Origin of the sequence: Paraburkholderia phymatum (assembly GCF_040965635.1) — a bacterium.
GTDB lineage: Bacteria > Pseudomonadota > Gammaproteobacteria > Burkholderiales > Burkholderiaceae > Paraburkholderia > Paraburkholderia phymatum_B.
Genome location: NZ_JBFRCH010000001.1, coordinates 222176 through 239334 on the forward strand (window position 1 = coordinate 222176; position 17159 = coordinate 239334).

Consider the following 17159-nt stretch of genomic DNA (forward strand, 5'->3'; position numbering starts at 1 on the left):
CCTGAAAACGGCGTAGAACATGCGAACCGCGCTGCGTCAGGGCCCAGACTTGATCTTCGCCTGCTCGAGCATCCAAGCCTCGATTTTGTCATGCCACATGCGCAGGAGATCGAGAGGGCGGCGCCTGTAATGCTTCTCCGCGATTGCCGAAGGCTTATGCCCTTGAATTTGCGCCACGACACCGACCGGAACCTCTACCCACTCAGACAAAGTGCCGAATGAGCGGCGCAGTCCATGCAGCGAAATGTGAGGCAAACCTGTCGGCGCCAACGCGCGATTATGTGCATGACGCGGCTCGGAAATCTTCCCATCCGACGCGGTCTTGCTGGCGAACACCCACTCGGACGGCTCCCACTGCTCGCCCCTTTGTGCAAGACGCGTGATTTGACGTTTGTTGGGACGGGTTTCGTTCAGCCGTTGAAGGTTCAACAATAGGCTCGCTAAGTACGGAGTGAGCGGAATAGTTCGACCGCCGGTACCTTCCACTTTGTCGTTCATTGTTAGGCTCCGCCATCTGAAGTCCACGTCTTCCCAGCGCAATGCGGCCAGTTCCTCTCGACGAGCTCCAGTAATTAGGAGTCCTTGCAGATAGGCGCTGATGACTGGATTCGCGATGCCACGTACCGCGGCAAACCAAACAGACAGCTGCTCGCGCTGCAGGCAGTCGTCCTTCGCGGTGCTGCGAGGGAGAATGCCCTTGACCCTCGGCGAAGCATAGGCATCTGGTGGGATTATGCCCGCATAGGTCTCGTGAGTGTCGCACCACCTAATGAACGCCTTGAAAAGTCCGAAGGCGTGGCCGGCATTCGTTGGCCCCCGGGGTATTTCGACCTCGAGCCACTCGGACATGGATGTTGCAGTGATCTCGGTCAACCTGCGCGGCATGAGCGGAGCTAACGGCCCACGCACTTTTTCTTTGCCACCGCGTTTTGCGATACCTCCGCCTTGCGACGAGAGGTTGATATGGTCGAGGATGTATCTCTCCGACCGAGGTTTTTTCGTTTTTGGCGAAATCCTTGTTCGAAGATGCTCCAAGTAATGCTCCCACGCTTCGCCGACAGTTACATCCTGACGGCGCTTCGCCGCCTGGCGGGCTTCGTGTGCGGCCTTCTGCTCTGCCTCTCGTTCACGCGGATCAACACCGCCGTCGATAAGCGTCTGGAGACTACGCGCTCGTTCCTGAGCCCCGTCGATCGTCCAGCTCCTCGGATCGCCAATCGTAATCCGCACGGTCGAACCATGGATCTTCCCTTGGAAAATGTAAGCCTTGGCTCCGCCGGCTGTGGCTCGCAAGCCGAGCCCAGGAGTCTTGCTGTCCCAAAGAAACGACTGCGACTTACCCTGTTCGCAGCAATGCGCCTCTACGCGAGCCGCCGTGAAGTTTACCTTCGCCACCTAACCCCCTCGCTCGAAGTCGGCAATCCCATGTAACCGCCATGTAACCAGATTATGCGGCAATGAAGGTATGTCGATCAACATCGATGAGAAGTTGGTAAGGTGAAAATCATTAAAATACAATTACTTACGAATATGAGTCAACGACGATTCATGTCAAGAAACGTCGACTTGTTCGTATTCGCAATGCGAAGGTCGTGAGTTCGATCCTCATCCGCCCAATAGACATTCCAGACAGTTCCGCTGTATTCCGCAAACCCCGCGTCCCGTAAAGCTCGCGGGGTTTTTTGTTTCCGGAACATCCGATTCGTCAATTGGCGAATACAGACTGTGCGCGGAGTCAGATTTGGTGCCGCACCCGCGCCTCACCCGCCCCGAGATCATCAGGATGGACTACAGCATGACCAACGGTTCGATCCGAATGCGCGTGCGCGCTGCAGTCGCGGGCTACATGTTTCTTCGCTGGAGCGTCGATGCGTCACCCGATCACAGTCGCAAAAAAGAGCAGTACCATCTTTGGCTGAGCGACCCGTTGGCCTCGTACGGGGTAGGGCACGCAAGGTTCGCGCCGGGGTATCGACCACCGGTCAGTGCTGTGAAGAAATAGCAATCGACAAATTTAGACAGTATTTAGAAACCTCATGCAAAGCGCACAAAACCAAAACCTGGTCGGGTTCATCTGGAATATTGCCAATAAACTGCGCGGCCCCTACCGTCCACCGCAGTATCGCCGCGTCATGCAGCCGCTGATTGTTCTGCGCCGCTTCGACCTGGTGCTGGTCGAGAACAAGCAGAAGGTGCTGGACGAAAAAAGGCGTTTGGAACACAAACGCATCATTGGCCTTGCGCTGGAAAAGGCACTTTCGCGTATCGCTGCCCCTGACCGCAAGCAAGAGCTGTTTAACACCAGCGGCTTGCGGCTCGCGAAAGAGATGAGATCGATTGGGATATGGTCAACCGGCTGGCGACCGAAAACCGCGATTTTCTGCAGTATGTGAAGCTGGTGAGGCAGTTACCAGACCGGCGAGGCGCGCCCGGCGGATTGGGACGTTCCCGAGACGGAGGACTGAGGGGTCTATTCCAGATGTCCGAGCACTTCGAGGCGTACGTCGCCGCGCTGAAACGCGCCGAACCGGCTATCCCCGGAGTCGATGCGGGCTCGGCTTAATGGATGAGGCAACTTTGGGGCACCTAGGTGGACTTGACATGCCCCGGATTCCGTGCGGCTTGCATTTCTTTTACTCATCACACCCTCCCGTCACTTCACCGCTTAAGTGCCGCGGCGCCATCCCCGCCAAATAAGCGGCCCCGCTCACACAAATATCGACGGATCATCGCCTACACATCCCTGACGCACGAACTCACGAACTCCGGCACAACTCCAAACCCTCTGAAATCTCCCACCCCCCAAAAAAATTTCAACTCCCTTCCCACCGCACTTCATTCTCACAACAACGGGTAAACCCGGGAACGTTCTGAATCAAAACAGTTCTTACTGCACGTAAACCCGGAAGTACGCGGCTGCCAGCGTGACAAAAAGCCGTCGTGAGCAACGGTCGCATCGCGCCCGCCAACCTCAAGCACGAGCAAGCCCCCAACCGAGCCCTCGAATGCAAACCCGCGCCTCACGCTCGATCGAAGTGGATTTCTTCCGAGGGATCGTGCTGATCGTGATCGTGCTGGACCACATTCCAGGCGGCGTGCTGCAGCACCTTATGCTGCACGCCTACGCCTTATGCGACTCAGCCGAAGTCTTCGTCTGCCTCGGAGGATATGCATCCGCAGCAGCCTACGATGCCGTGCTGGCCAAAAAGGGCCAAAAATCCGCCCAAAACCGCTTCTACAAACGCAGCTGGGAAATCTACCGTGCCTATCTGCTGACAGCGCTACTCACACTGCTATCGGGCGCGGTCCTTCAGTTCCTGCACCTGAATCGCCCGATGGTCGACCTGACAGACTGGTCATCTTTCTCATCGGCGCCGATAAGGGAGGCCGTCAACATCGCCACCCTCAGGCGCCAGCCCTATCTGTCCAGCGTCCTCCCGATGTATGTGCTCTTCGCGATCACCGTCCCTTTCATCGTGCCGCTCGCGCGAAAATCGGCGGTATCGGTCCTTACCCTGAGCCTCACGATGTGGACGCTCGCCATTCCACTGGCGAAGTTCTTCGCGATCGACGATGTCAGCAACTGGGCCTTCAATCCCTTTGCCTGGCAACTGATGTTCGTCATCGGTATCCTTTGCCGTGTGCAGCCGGTGTCGGACCGCTTCCAGTTGTCGAAAACCGGCCACTGGCTCACCGGTATCGCCATAGCAGCCGTGCTAGCCTTCGCCATCGTCAGGCTTTTCGTCCTGACGCAGCCGCTTCCCGGCCATCTGAAACAGAACCTGTCGATCGAACGCGTGATCAACTTCCTTGCCATTGCCTGGGTCGCCGCCGTGCTCGTCCGCACGGGCCACATCGCGAAACTCGCGCGCCGGATGCCCGCCGTCATCAAGGTCGGCCGGACAGGCCTCGTCTGTTTCGTCGGCGGCACGCTGATTTCGCAGATCGTCGATACGGCGACGCCGCACAACTTCCACGGTCTGAGTCACGGACTCGCCGCGTTCGCGGGCGATCTCGTCGCGATCATCGCCCTGCTGCTGCTCGCCCGCATCTGGACCGAATGGAAGGGGCCGACCCAGCCGCGCGCGGCTGTGCACGGAGCCGATTGCCGATGAAGCGCGGTATCGCATGGCCGCGTGCGGCGCTCGGGCTCGCACGCGCGCTCATTTACGCCGCCATGGTTTACGGCGCGCAATCGGCTTTGGCGGCCGCCATTGCGACGAACAACGCCTCGCCGACCGGGCAGCCCCCGACGCAGAAGCACAACGAACCGCCATTCGCCACTCGCTGCACGGACCTCGGCGGCATCTGGATCGACGCTGATTCGATCGCTCTGCCCACGCACGGCGCGCACATCGAATCGGCGACGATGATTTCCGCGCAAACGTCCGGCAACGGCGCGGGCGACTTTTGCCGGATCACGGGCGTCATTCGTGCGATCAAAGGCACGACGCCCGACATCCGCTTCGACGTGAATCTGCCGAAGAACTGGAGCGGCCGCGCGTTGCAGGTGGGCGGCGGCGGCTACAACGGCTTTGTCGTGACGGGCATCGGCGTGATGCCGTTCTCGCCGGTACGCGCGCCGCTCGCGCAAGGCTACGTGACTTTCGGCGACGACTCGGGACATGTCGGCAATTCGGCGCTCGCGGTGTTCGGTCTCGTCGACGAAGCCGTCGTGAACTTCGGCTACGCGCATCTGAAGAAGACGCATGACGCGGCGCTCGGCGTGATCGTGCGCATGTACGGCCATCCGCCGGGGCGCATGTACTTCGCGGGCGGCTCGACGGGCGGGCGCGAAGGCTACACGGTGATCCAGCGCTTCCCCGATGACTACGACGGCGTGATCGCCGATTCGCCCGCGCTGAACTTCTCTGGCGTGCGGCTGATCGGCGTGCGCGTCGGCCAGGCCGAATACGCGAAGCCCGGTGGCTTCATACCGCCCGCGCTGCTCGAGCGCGTGTATCAGAAGTCGCTCGAAGTCTGTGACAAGCTCGACGGCGCGCCGGATGGTATCGTCAGCGACGTCGTCGAATGCCGCAGACACGAAGCGGAGATCATCGATGCGCTGCGCTGCCACCGCGGCACTTCATACGCGCAAGAAGGCGGCTGCCTCAGCGACGCGCAACTCTCGACGTTGCTCGTGCTGCGCGACGGGCTGAGCCTGCCGTACAAGCTCGCCTACGACGTGAGCGGCTATCGCGGCTACAACGTCTTCCAGGGCACGCGCTTTGCGGGCGTGCTCGGACTCGGCCGCGACCCCGTGCGTCAGACGTCGCCGACGTTCGGCAGCAATGGCTATCTGTTCGCGCAAGGCGACGGCTATATCCGCTATTTCGTCGCGCAGGACGCCACGTTCGATTCGATGAAATTCGACGTGCTGCATCCGGGCAAGTATCAGAAGCAGGTCATCGCGCTGTCGCAGACGATCGGCGCGATGAATCCGGACCTGAGCCGCTTCATCGCAAAGGGCGGCAAGCTGATCACGATGCAGGGCCTCGCCGACGAAGTCATCAGCCCGAGCCAGACCATCGCGTACTACGACCGGCTCGTCGATCAGTACGGCGACGAAACCGTGAATGCCTTCATGCGTCTATACATGGTGCCGGGTTTTCAGCACGGCAGCGGCGTGTTCATTCCTTCCGTCGATCTGCTCGGCGCGCTCGACAACTGGGTCACGCGCGGCATCGCGCCGGAGACGCTGCTCGCCACCGATATCGCCGCGGCCACCAATGGACGCTCGCGCCCGCTGTGCCGCTATCCGATGTTTCCGCGCTATCTCGGCAAGGGCAATCTGAACAACGCGAATAACTTCGCGTGCAGCGAGCCCTGATCTCCCCGATTGCTACACATCACAGCTATGCGAGCGTGAAGCAACGCTGAATCGGCTGCCACGCATTGCACATTTCAGCCCTCATTTGTATCGTCAGTTGCGTGGTGCGCCTGTAGTATGGGTCGATCATGTGGCAAGACGCTGCTAACTATCTATCGTCATCGACGCGTGATCCGGTAATGTTTGCGGGAATCGAATGCACGCGAACAGTTTGTACGCAAGCAAATCAGCAAAATTTGCAGCACTATTCCCCGGAGAGCTTATGAACGCATCGAAAACGGAAGCCCTCGTCGAGGTGCTGACGCGTCATCGCGATACGCTGCTTGCCGACTGGTTGAGTCAGCATCTATCGATCGCGCTGCGTCGTGGCCTGACGACGGACGCTGAGATGAACGATCAGTTCCGCAACTTCCTGAACGTCTTCTCCGATACGCTCGCGAATGCCGAGACGCTCGACGCGAGCCGTCCCGAATGGGAACCCGTGCGCGCGTTTCTCGCCGACATATCCTCGCACCGCGCGCGCCAGGGCTTCACGCCCGCCGAAACGGCAACATTCGTGTTCTCGCTGAAGCAGCCGCTCTATTCGCGCCTGCGCATCGAGTTCGACGCACGACCGAAAGAACTCGCTGATGTGAGCTGGACCGTGAACATTTTGCTCGACGCACTCGGCCTTTACACGACGGAAGTGTTCCAGCGCAGCCGCGAAGCAATCATCTCGCGTCAGCAGGAAGAGCTGCTCGAACTGTCGACGCCTGTCGTGCAACTCTGGGAAGGCATTCTCGCGCTGCCGCTCATCGGCACGCTCGACTCGGCGCGCACCCAGATCGTGATGGAGAGCCTGTTGCAGAAGATCGTCGAAACGGGCGCGGCGATTGCGATCATCGACATCACGGGCGTACCCACCGTCGATACGCTCGTCGCGCAACATCTGCTGAAGACGGTCGCGGCCGCGCGTCTGATGGGCGCGGACTGCATCATCAGCGGCATTCGTCCGCAGATCGCTCAGACCATCGTGCATCTCGGCGTCGATCTGACGAACGTGATCACGAAGTCGACGCTCGCCGATGCGTTCGTCGTTGCGCTGCAAAAGAGCGGGTCGAGCATCTCGACGCGCTCCGCCAGCTAAGGTGGCGACATGGACCGCATTCCAATCCTGCGGCTGGGCGATTGCCTGATCGTCTCGATTCAGGTGGACATGCACGACCGTCTCGCGATCGCGCTTCAGGACGACCTGACGGCGCGCATCGTGAAGGACAGGGCGAAGGGCGTGCTGATCGACATCTCGGCGCTCGACATCGTCGATTCGTTCATCGGCCGCATGATCGGCAACACGGCTGCGATGGCCACCGTGCTCGATGCGCAGACGGTCGTCGTCGGCATGCAGCCTTCCGTGGCGATCACGCTGGTCGAACTCGGGCTCACGCTAAGCGGCGTGCGCACTGCGCTCAACGTCGAACGAGGCATGGCGCTGCTTCAGCAGCGGCAGCGCTGATCAATCAGGGCGCTCGCACATGGACTCATTCGGCGTAGTGGTGGCGTCGACTCTCGAAGTCGGTCTGCGCTCGGATCAGGAGATCGTCAAGCTCCGCCAGCGCGTGCGCGACGAGGCCATCGCGCAAGGCTTCTCGCTCGTCGATCAGACGAAGTTCGTCACCGCCGCAAGCGAACTGGCACGCAACACGCTAATGCATGGCGGAGGCGGCGAAGCGACGTTGAACGTGCTCGTCAACGGCGCGCGCAAAGGGCTCAGGCTCACGTTCGTCGACAAGGGCGCGGGCATCGCGGATATCGATCGCGCGATGCAGGACGGCTTCACGAGCGGAGCGGGCCTCGGTCTCGGGCTCGGCGGCGCGTGCCGTCTGTGCGACGAGTTCGAGATCCGGTCGGAACCAGGCAAAGGCACGACGGTGTCGATCACCAAATGGAAACTTCGCTAAGCGGTCTGCGCGGGATGCACACGTCGTTCGAAATCGCCGACGCGAGCGGCGTCGCGTTCGCGCGCCGCGGCGCTAATGACGCGGCGCAGAAAGGCGCGCTCAACGACACCGATACGGGCCGCGTCGCGCTTATCTTGACGGAAGCGGCGACCAACATTCTCAAGCATGCACAGCATGGCGAACTGCTCGTGCGCGCGCTGCCTGCGGATGCGGCGGGCGCGCTCACCGACGGCGTCGAGATCATCGCCGTCGACAAGGGCCCGGGTATGCAGGACGTGCGCCACGCCTTTCACGACGGACGCTCGACGGCAGGTTCGCCCGGCACGGGACTCGGCGCGATCAATCGTCTGTCGGATGAATTGTGCATGTACTCGCAGCCGCGTCTCGGGACCGTGCTGCGCGCCGTCGTGCGCAGCCGCAGCGCGAACGCTCGCGCGGCGACGGGCGCGGGCCGCCCGGCATTGGGCACGGACATCGGCGGCATCTCTGTGCCTTATCCGGGCGAATCCGTGTGCGGCGATGCGTGGAGCGTCGACGCCGATCAGCACGGCCTCACGATCACCGTCGCCGATGGTCTCGGTCATGGACCGGACGCGCACGTGGCGGCGGCGAGCGCGATCGACGTCGTGCACCGGCGCGCGGGCCGCTCGCCCGCCACGCTGATGCAAATGGCGCACGACGCGCTGCGTCCGACGCGCGGCGCGGCCGTCGCCATTGCGCGGCTCGATCTTGCGCGCGCGCAGCTCGCGTTCGCGGGCACGGGCAACGTCGCCGCGTCGATCTTCAATGTCGGGCGGCCTGCGTCCATCAGCGGTGGAGCGTGGCCCGGCATGAACGCGTTGGGGCACGGCAGCAACACTTCGGCGAGCGGTGAGCGCAACAGCTGGCAGCTCACGTCGCGCAACGGCATCGTCGGTCATACGATGCGCGATTCGCAGGAATTCGAAGTGCCCTGGACACGCAACGCGCTGCTGATACTGCATTCGGACGGCATCGGCACTCGCTGGGATCTGGCTGCTTATCCGGGCTTGCATCTGCAGCCGGCGGTGATGATTGCCGCCGTCCTGTACCGCGATTTTTCGCGCCGCCGCGACGACGCCACGGTGGTCGTCGTCAAGGCGGATCAGCAATCGACTTGCATGGGACTGGAGCAAGTGCTCTGCATGGGAAAGGAGTAAATGCTAAAGCACCAACTCCGGCCGACTGTTCTGCATGGGACCGGAGTAAGTGCTAGAGCACTAACTTCGGCCGACTGTTCTGCATGGGACCGGAGTAAGTGCTAAAGCACTAACTCCGGCCGACAGGATTAAATTTCAGGCATGACCACCCCCATACTGCGGATCAGGCTAGATACCGAGGAAGACGTCGTCGCAGCGCGCCGCAAGGCGCGCTCGATTGCTGCTGGCCTCGGCTTCTCGCCGCTCGACCAGACACGCATCGCAAGCGCGGTATCGGAGATCGCGCGCAATGCATTCGAGTACGCGCACGGCGGCGAAGTGTCGTTCGCCTTCGACGGCGCGGCGAAACCACAGGCGTTCTGGATCGACGTGCGCGACGAGGGGCCGGGCATCCGCGACATCGAATCGGTGCTCGACGGCACGTACCGGTCGTCGACGGGCATGGGCCTCGGCATCGCCGGCAGTCGTCGGCTGATGGACCACTGCGCGATCGAATCGTCGGCGCAACGCGGCACGACGGTTTCGATGGCGCGCTATCTGCCGAACGACGGGCAGGAAGCGGGCGTGACCGACATCGACTCGATCGTGCGCGCCCACGACCCGCAGAACGCGCTGCAAGACGGCAAGGCCGGCGCGCACCGTTCGATCGACGAAGTGCACGAGCAGAACCGCGAGCTGCTGTCCGCGCTGACGGAACTGCGCGACCGCCAGGACGAACTCGTGCGTCTGACACAGGAGCTCGAAGCGACGAATCGCGGCGTGGTCGCGCTGTACGCGGAGCTCGACGAACGGGCCGACGAACTGCGCCGCGCCGACACGATGAAATCGCGCTTTCTGTCCAACATGAGCCACGAGTTGCGCACGCCGCTCAGCTCGATCCGCGCGCTGTCGAATCTGCTGCTGAACCGGCTCGATGGCGACCTGTCGGCGGAGCAGGAACGCCAGGTGCTACTCATCCGCAAATCGGCCGAGGATCTGTCCGAACTCGTCAATGATCTGCTCGATCTGGCCAAGATCGAAGCGGGCCGAACCGATGTAACGCCGGTCTCGTTCAAGGTTTCGGGGCTCTTCGCGGCGCTGCGCGCAATGCTCACGCCGCTGTTGACCAACCCCGCCGTGAAGCTGATCTTCGAGGACACATACGGTTTGCCACCCATCTTCAGCGACGAAGCCAAGCTCACGCAGATACTGCGTAATTTCGTCTCCAACGCACTCAAATTTACCGAGTGCGGGGAGATTCGCGTGGGCGCGCGGCTGGAGGCGGGCGGCGAACAGGTGACGTTTTTCGTGTCCGATACGGGCATTGGTATCGCTGAGGAGCACCAGCAAGTGATCTTCGAAGAGTTCGGCCAGGTGCAGAACCATCTGCAACAGCGCGTTAAGGGCACGGGCCTCGGCTTGCCGCTGTGCCGCAAGCTCGCCGCGCTGCTCGGCGGCTATACGGGCGTCGACAGCGCGCCGGGCGTCGGCTCGACCTTCTACGCGACGTTACCGGTGAAGGCGGAAGCCATCGCCGCATCGGGAGCGGATGGTGCGGCGGGCGGTGCAACGGGCGGTGCGGCCATCGCGCCCGGAGGCGCGTCATGACGCTTGCCGCTCCCGTCGTTCTCAACGTCGACGACAACGACGGCGCGCGCTATGCAAAAACGCGCGTGCTCGTGCACGCCGGCTTCGAGGTGATCGAGGCGGCGTCGGGCCACGGCGCGCTCGATCAGGTGCGCACGCACAAGCCCGCGCTCGTGCTGCTCGACGTGAAGCTGCCGGACATCAGCGGCATCGAAGTGTGCTCGATCCTCAAGCGCGATCCGCAGACGCGCTCAACGCTGATCCTGCAAACGTCGGCGGCCGCCGTGCAGACGTTCGACAAGGTCCGCGCGCTCGACGGCGGCGCGGACAGCTATCTGACCGAGCCGATCGAGCCCGCGGAACTCGTCGCCAACGTGCGCGCGCTGTTGCGGCTGCATCGCGCGGAGGAAGCGCTGCGCGACGCGGATCGCCGCAAGGACCAGTTTCTCGCGACGCTCGCGCACGAACTGCGCAACCCGCTCGCGCCGATCCGCAATGCCGTCGAGCTGATGGACCCGCGTCATAGCGCAAACGACGACGCGTTGCGCGATGCGCGCATGATCGCGCGCCGGCAGGTCGAGCATTTGAGCCGGCTCGTCGACGATCTGCTCGACGTGTCGCGCATCACGCACGGCAAGATCTCGCTGCAGCTGGAATGCGTCGACATCGCGGCGGCCGTCGCGACGGCGGTGGAGACGAACCAGCCGTTCATCGACAGAAAGCATCACACGCTGCGCGTCAGCATGCACGACGAGCCGTGCATGATTCGCGGCGACGCGATTCGCGTCGCACAGGTCATCGGCAATCTGCTGTCGAATGCGGCGAAGTACACGCCGGAGGGCGGCGAGATCGATCTCGATGTGAGCGAGACGGACGGCTGCGTCGCGATTCGCGTGCGCGATAACGGCATCGGCATTCCGCCGAACGAACTGGCCGACGTGTTCAATCTGTTCATGCAGTCCGAAGATTCTCTCGCGCGCTCCGAAGGCGGGCTGGGCATCGGACTGTCGCTCGCGAAGACGCTCAGCGAACTGCACGGCGGCACCATCGAAGCGTTTTCGGCGGGCACGGGAATGGGCTCGGAGTTCGTCGTCACGCTGCCCGTCGCGCGGCAGACGGACGAGGGCGCGCCCGCATGCGGCGACACGCCCGACGATGGCGCGGAGTCTTCCGCGCTTGCACCCGGCGCGAAGCGACGCGTGATGGTGGTCGACGACAGCGTCGATGGCGCGGAGTCGATGTCGATCCTGCTCGAAATGCTCGGGCACGAAGTTCGCGTGCTGTACGACGGCGCAGCGGCGATCGCGGCCGCGCCCGAGTTCAGGCCGGACGTGGTGCTGCTCGATATCGGTTTGCCGGGCATCGACGGCTATCAGGTCGCGCGCGCGTTGCGGGCCGAGCCCGCGTCGGCGGACGCATTGCTGATCGCGCTGACGGGCTACGGACAGGACAGCGACCGGCAGCGCACGCGCGATGCAGGCTTCGATCATCACCTCGTGAAGCCGGCTTCGCTCGACGACATCGAGCGCGTGATCGCGGCGGACGGCGCGCCTGGCGCGCCGCGCAATCCGGGCACGCCCGCGCGTTCGGACGTGACGGAGTGAGTTCGAACAAAACGAGTTCAAACACAAGGTGAGAAAGAAGCCGCGGACAAAAACAACGGGCAAACGGGGCTAGCGAAAACAGCAGCGCAGTTGACGAACAGTTAGCAGGCAGCAGGCAACAACGGCAGGCATGGGCGAACGGCGCATCCGGCAATGGCAGCATGCATGCGCGCGGGCAATACGGCGGGACAGTGAGGCTGCGTCGATGAAACCGGACAACACAATGGCGGGCGCGCATGCTGAGGTGGACGTGGCGCTCGCGGGCAGCACGGCACCGGGCTTTCTCGCGGGCGGCGGCGAGATGGGCAGCCTGATACGCGGCTTCGACTGGCGCGCGACGCCGCTCGGCGAGCCCGAAGCATGGCCGCAAAGCCTGAAGACGGCGATCCGCATCATGCTGACGTCGTGCCAGCCGATGTGGATCGGTTGGGGGCGGGATCTCATCGTCTTCTACAACGATCCGTACCAGTCGATCATCGGCGACGAGCATCCGGCCGCGCTCGGACAGCCAGCGTCGGTCGCATGGCGCGAACTCTGGAGCGATATCCGTCCGTTGCTGCAAACGGCGCTCACAGGTACGGAAGGCACGTTCGACGAACAGAGGCTCCTGATCATGGAGCGCAACGGCTATCCGGAAGAGACGTACTACACGTTCTCGTACAGCCCGATTCCCGACGACAGCGGCGGCACGGGCGGCATCATCTGCGCGAACAGCGACGACACCGCACGCATGCTCGGCGAACGGCAGTTGCGACTGTTGCGCGAGATCGGCGCGGCGACACGCGACGCGCTGTCGTCGCGCGACGTCCGCGAAGACAGCGTGCTCGCGCTGAAGAGCGATCCGTACGACGTCACCTTCGCGTTTTTGTATCAGGCCGCGCCGGGCAGCACGCTCGTGTCGCTGCCCGGCGCGAGCGGCATTTCCGCCGATCATCGCGCCGCGCCCGTCTTGTCGCGCACGGGCGAGTTGCTCGGCGGACTGTTCTTCGGCCATCCGAAGCCGGGCGTGTTCACTGCTCGCGTCGAGCGCATTGTCGAAGGTATCGCCGCGCAGGCTGCGACGGCCACCGACAACGCGTGCCCGTATCAGGCCGCGCAACGCGAAATCGACGAGCGCACGAAGGCCGAAAAGGCGTTGCGCGAGCTGAACGAAACGCTCGTGTCGCGCGTCGCCGAAGCGGTCGCGGATCGCGACCGTCTGTGGGACTTCATCGAGGAACTGCTGGTGGTCGTGGGCTTCAACGGCGAGTTGCAGCGCGTGAGTCCGTCGTGGACGCGCCTGCTTGGCCACGACACGCACTGGCTCGCGCAACAGTCGTACTTCACGCTGATCCATCACGACGATCTCGCGATGGTGAACGTGCGTCTCGACGACTTGCGCCGCACTGGCGCGCCCGTGCGCTTCGAAAACCGCCTGAAGCATATCGACGGTTCGTGGCGCTGGATCGCGTGGACGTTCTCGCTCGATCCCAATACGAAGCGGATTCACGGCGTTGGCCGCGACGTGACGAGCGATCGCGAAACGCAGGAGGCGCTGCGCCACGCGGAAGAAGCGCTGCGTGTCGCGCAGAAGATGGAAGCGATCGGCAATCTGACGGGCGGCATCGCGCATGACTTCAACAATCTGCTTCAGGTGATCGGCGGCAATCTGCAACTGCTCGCCGACGATGTCGCCGGTTCGGAGCGGCCCGCGCAACGCGTACGCAATGCGCTCGCAGGCGTCGCGCGCGGCGCGAAGCTCGCATCGCAACTGCTCGCGTTCGGCAGGCGTCAGCCGCTCGCGCCGAAAGTGGTGAACCTCGGGCGTTTCGTGCGCGGACTCGACGACATGCTGCGCCGCGCACTCGGCGACGGCATCGAGATCGAGACGATCGTTTCGGGCGGCCTGTGGAATACGCTCGTCGATCCGTTTCAGGTCGAGAACGCGCTGCTCAATCTGGCAATCAACGCGCGCGACGCGATGGACGACCACGGCAAGCTCACCATCGAAGCGGGCAACGCGTCGCTCGACGATGCGTACGCGAGGCGCCACGCCGAAGTGACGCCGGGGCAGTACGTGATGCTCGCCGTCACCGATACGGGCTCGGGCATGTCGGCCGATGTGCAGGAGCACGTGTTCGAACCGTTCTTCACGACGAAGCCCGAAGGCCAGGGCACCGGGCTGGGCCTGAGCATGGTCTATGGGTTCGTCAAGCAGTCGGGCGGCCATGTGAAGATCTATAGCGAGCTTGGACACGGCACGACGATCCGCCTCTATCTGCCGCGCGTGCGCGACGAAGAAGACCTCGAAACGGATATCGACGCGGGTCCCGCGAAAGGCGGCGAGGAGACGATCCTCATCGTCGAGGACGATGAGGACGTGCGCACGACGGTCGTAGAGATGCTGGCGTCGCTGGGATATCGCGTGCTGAAGGCGAAGGATGCACAGAGCGCGCTCGCGATCGTCGAGAGCGGCGTGCCGATTCACTTGCTCTTCACCGATGTCGTGATGCCCGGGTCGATGCGAAGCACGGAACTGGCGCGCAAGGTGCGCGAGCGGCAGCCCGGCATCGCGGTGCTGTTCACGTCGGGCTACACGGATAACTCAATCGTGCATGCGGGGCGTCTCGACGAAGGCGTCGCACTGCTCAGCAAGCCATATTCGAAGGACGCGCTCGCACGCAAGCTGCTCCACGCGTTGCGCGCGCAGTACGCACGCCCGGACGACGCAGTCACGCTGCAGGCGGAGAACTCGCAGACCGTGCGGCTGGTCGATCGCGGCAACAACGAGACGGTCGATGCGATTCGCGATCTGCGCGTCCAGTTCGTCGAGGATGACGAACTGGTTCGCGTCAGCACGGCGGAACTGCTGCGCACGTTCGGACTCGACGTCGACGAAGCACAGGATGCGGAACAGGCAATGCAGATGCTGAACGACGGAACGTTCGACGTGCTGTTGACGGACGTGGGGCTGGCGGGCGCGTCGGGTATCGAGCTTGCGCTCGATGCGAGGGCGCGGCAGCCGGACATACGCGTGATCTTTGTCACAGGCTCGGATGCGCCGCTGTCAGCCGAACAGCAGTCGCAATTGCATCAAGCGGCGCAATTGCGCAAGCCGTTCGATCCGCTCGAACTGATCGACGCGTTGCGCGGGCGCGGCGATTGATCGGCTGAGATGGTTGCTTGGATGCAAGCAATGCGGCCTGCATGAGGATGCGAAAAAGCCGACGCCGAAAAAAAACCGCCCATGCCGGGGAGCATGAGCGGAAAGTCGGAGAGTTACAACATCGCTAGCGCTACTCAATCAATCGGGGTCACGCAGCCTTTGCAGTGTAGAGAGGCCGGCATCCGTTTTCATATCAGATAACTCCCAAAGCTCTCATCCGAGAAGCATGCACACATGCGAAGCCTGCGGCATTCCGCGTGAGCCGTCATTCCGGCCTGCTCAAAAAAGAGGCAGTGGCGGCGGGCCACCAGCGGCGTCTAAGGACGGCCATCGTCGTGTTTTCGCTTCGCAACAACACCGGGCGACGCCGTTGCGCCCGCACATTTTGCGCGGCTTGTCAGCGCCAGGCGCTCTCCGTACACTCGCGCGTAGTTCAAGAATCCCATCCTGGACCGCGCCGCACACACGGCGGCGCACCCCACACAAGATCTACGCCAATAGAGGAGAGCCCCCGCGATGGCCGATTCCTATTTTCCGCGCTGGCGCGTCCAGCCGAAGAGCGTCGAAGGGCGCGTCGTCAATACCGACGAGCGTTTGCCCGGCCCGTCGATGCTCGCGATGGGTGTCCAGCACGTCGTCGCGATGTTCGGCTCGACGGTGCTCGCGCCGCTGCTGATGGGCTTCGATCCCAATCTGTGCATCTTCATGTCGGGTATCGGCACGTTGCTGTTCTTCGTGCTGGTCGGTGGCCGCGTGCCGAGCTATCTCGGTTCGAGCTTCGCGTTCATCGGTCTCGTGATCGCGATTACGGGCTATACGGGGCAAGGGCCGAACCCGAACATTCCCGTTGCGCTGGGCGGGATCATCGCGTGCGGCGTCGCCTACATCATCATCGGGCTGATCGTGTCGGCCATCGGCACGGCGTGGATCGAAACGCTGATGCCGCCCGTCGTGACGGGCTCGATCGTCGCGGTGATCGGCCTGAATCTCGCGCCGATCGCCGTCAAGGGCGTGAGCGGCAGCGCGTTCGATTCGTACATGGCGCTGGTGACGGTGCTGTGCGTCGGCGCGGTGGCCGTGTTCGCGCACGGCATGCTGCAGCGTCTGCTGATTCTCGTCGGCCTGCTGATCGCCTACGCGATCTACGCCGTCGTCACGAACGGCATGGGCATGGGCAAGCCGATCGACTTTGCAATCGTCGCGAACGCGTCATGGTTCGGCATGCCGCATTTCATGGCGCCCGCCTTCAACGGCCAGGCGATGACGCTGCTCGCGCCCGTCGCGGTGATTCTCGTCGCGGAGAACCTCGGGCACATCAAGGCCGTGAGCGCGATGACGGGGCAGAACCTCGACCGCTACATCGGCCGGGCGTTCATCGGCGATGGTCTAGCAACCGTGGTGTCGGGCTTCGCGGGCGGCACGGGCGTGACGACGTACGCGGAAAACATCGGCGTGATGGCCGTCACGAAAATCTACTCGACGCTCGTGTTCGTGATCGCCGCCGTGATCGCGCTGGTGCTCGGCTTCTCGCCGAAATTCGGCGCGGTCATCCAGACGATTCCGGGCCCGGTGCTGGGCGGCGTGTCGATCGTCGTGTTCGGGCTGATCGCGGTGACGGGCGCGCGCATCTGGGTCGTCAACAAGGTCGACTTCTCCGACAACCGCAACCTGATCGTCGCGGCCGTGACGCTCGTGCTCGGCGCGGGCGACTTCTCGCTGAAGTTCGGCGGCTTCGCGCTGGGCGGCATCGGCACGGCAACGTTCGGCGCGATCATTCTGTACGCGCTGCTGCGTCGTAAAGGTCCGCAAGAGCCGGCCGTCTGACGCTTCGTCATTCACCCAAAACCGGCGCATCGAGTCTCTCGGCTCGCAAGGCGCCGGTTTCATCCGCGCCGTCCC

11 protein-coding genes and 2 pseudogenes are annotated in these 17159 nt (G+C 63.2%); 12 read left to right on the forward strand and 1 reads right to left on the reverse strand.

Features of this window, described 5'->3' with window-relative positions:
• Window positions 1–36: 36 nt before the first annotated feature.
• A complete protein-coding gene (locus tag AB4Y32_RS01005; RefSeq protein ID WP_368719555.1) occupies window positions 37–1395 on the reverse strand; it encodes a tyrosine-type recombinase/integrase in 1359 nt (452 codons plus the stop codon).
• 641 nt (window positions 1396–2036) lie between these two features.
• Between AB4Y32_RS01005 and AB4Y32_RS01010 the strand changes: the two are divergent.
• The 12 genes and pseudogenes from AB4Y32_RS01010 to AB4Y32_RS01065 form a co-directional block, all read left to right on the forward strand.
• Window positions 2037–2264 (forward strand): annotated as a pseudogene (locus AB4Y32_RS01010) (type I restriction-modification system subunit M N-terminal domain-containing protein); the annotation flags it as partial.
• Window positions 2265–2308: 44 nt separating this feature from the next.
• Window positions 2309–2465: pseudogene (locus AB4Y32_RS01015) on the forward strand (HrgA protein); the annotation flags it as partial.
• A 540-nt stretch (window positions 2466–3005) separates the two neighbouring features.
• Entirely contained in the window at window positions 3006–4115 is a 1110-nt protein-coding gene (locus AB4Y32_RS01020; RefSeq protein WP_368719556.1) for an OpgC domain-containing protein, read from the forward strand.
• Window positions 4112–5830 carry a tannase/feruloyl esterase family alpha/beta hydrolase gene (locus tag AB4Y32_RS01025; RefSeq protein ID WP_368719557.1) on the forward strand — a complete coding sequence of 573 codons (1719 nt, stop codon included), beginning with the start codon at window positions 4112–4114 and terminating at the stop codon, window positions 5828–5830. The genes AB4Y32_RS01020 and AB4Y32_RS01025 overlap by 4 nt, the downstream gene beginning before the upstream one ends.
• Window positions 5831–6092: 262 nt before the next feature.
• Complete coding sequence (locus AB4Y32_RS01030; RefSeq protein ID WP_368719558.1) at window positions 6093–6956, forward strand: STAS domain-containing protein; 864 nt, start codon at window positions 6093–6095, stop codon at window positions 6954–6956.
• Between the two features lie 9 nt (window positions 6957–6965).
• Window positions 6966–7322 (forward strand): STAS domain-containing protein, encoded by a 357-nt coding sequence (locus AB4Y32_RS01035; protein ID WP_368719559.1) that lies wholly within the window; start codon window positions 6966–6968, stop codon window positions 7320–7322.
• 19 nt (window positions 7323–7341) lie between these two features.
• Window positions 7342–7767 carry an anti-sigma regulatory factor gene (locus AB4Y32_RS01040; protein ID WP_368719560.1) on the forward strand — a complete coding sequence of 142 codons (426 nt, stop codon included), beginning with the start codon at window positions 7342–7344 and terminating at the stop codon, window positions 7765–7767.
• Window positions 7752–8945: an ATP-binding protein gene (locus tag AB4Y32_RS01045; RefSeq protein WP_368719561.1), complete on the forward strand. Its 1194-nt coding sequence runs from the start codon at window positions 7752–7754 to the stop codon at window positions 8943–8945. Before AB4Y32_RS01040 ends, AB4Y32_RS01045 begins: the two co-directional genes overlap by 16 nt.
• Window positions 8946–9086: 141 nt before the next feature.
• Window positions 9087–10532, forward strand: a complete 1446-nt coding sequence (locus AB4Y32_RS01050) for an ATP-binding protein (RefSeq protein ID WP_368719562.1) — start codon at window positions 9087–9089, stop codon at window positions 10530–10532.
• Window positions 10529–12115 (forward strand): response regulator, encoded by a 1587-nt coding sequence (locus tag AB4Y32_RS01055; RefSeq protein WP_368719563.1) that lies wholly within the window; start codon window positions 10529–10531, stop codon window positions 12113–12115. Before AB4Y32_RS01050 ends, AB4Y32_RS01055 begins: the two co-directional genes overlap by 4 nt.
• 205 nt (window positions 12116–12320) lie before the next feature.
• Window positions 12321–15260: a hybrid sensor histidine kinase/response regulator gene (locus tag AB4Y32_RS01060; RefSeq protein ID WP_368719564.1), complete on the forward strand. Its 2940-nt coding sequence runs from the start codon at window positions 12321–12323 to the stop codon at window positions 15258–15260.
• Window positions 15261–15776: 516 nt separating this feature from the next.
• Window positions 15777–17084 carry a solute carrier family 23 protein gene (locus tag AB4Y32_RS01065; RefSeq protein ID WP_368719565.1) on the forward strand — a complete coding sequence of 436 codons (1308 nt, stop codon included), beginning with the start codon at window positions 15777–15779 and terminating at the stop codon, window positions 17082–17084.
• The last annotated feature ends 75 nt before the right edge of the window (window positions 17085–17159 follow it).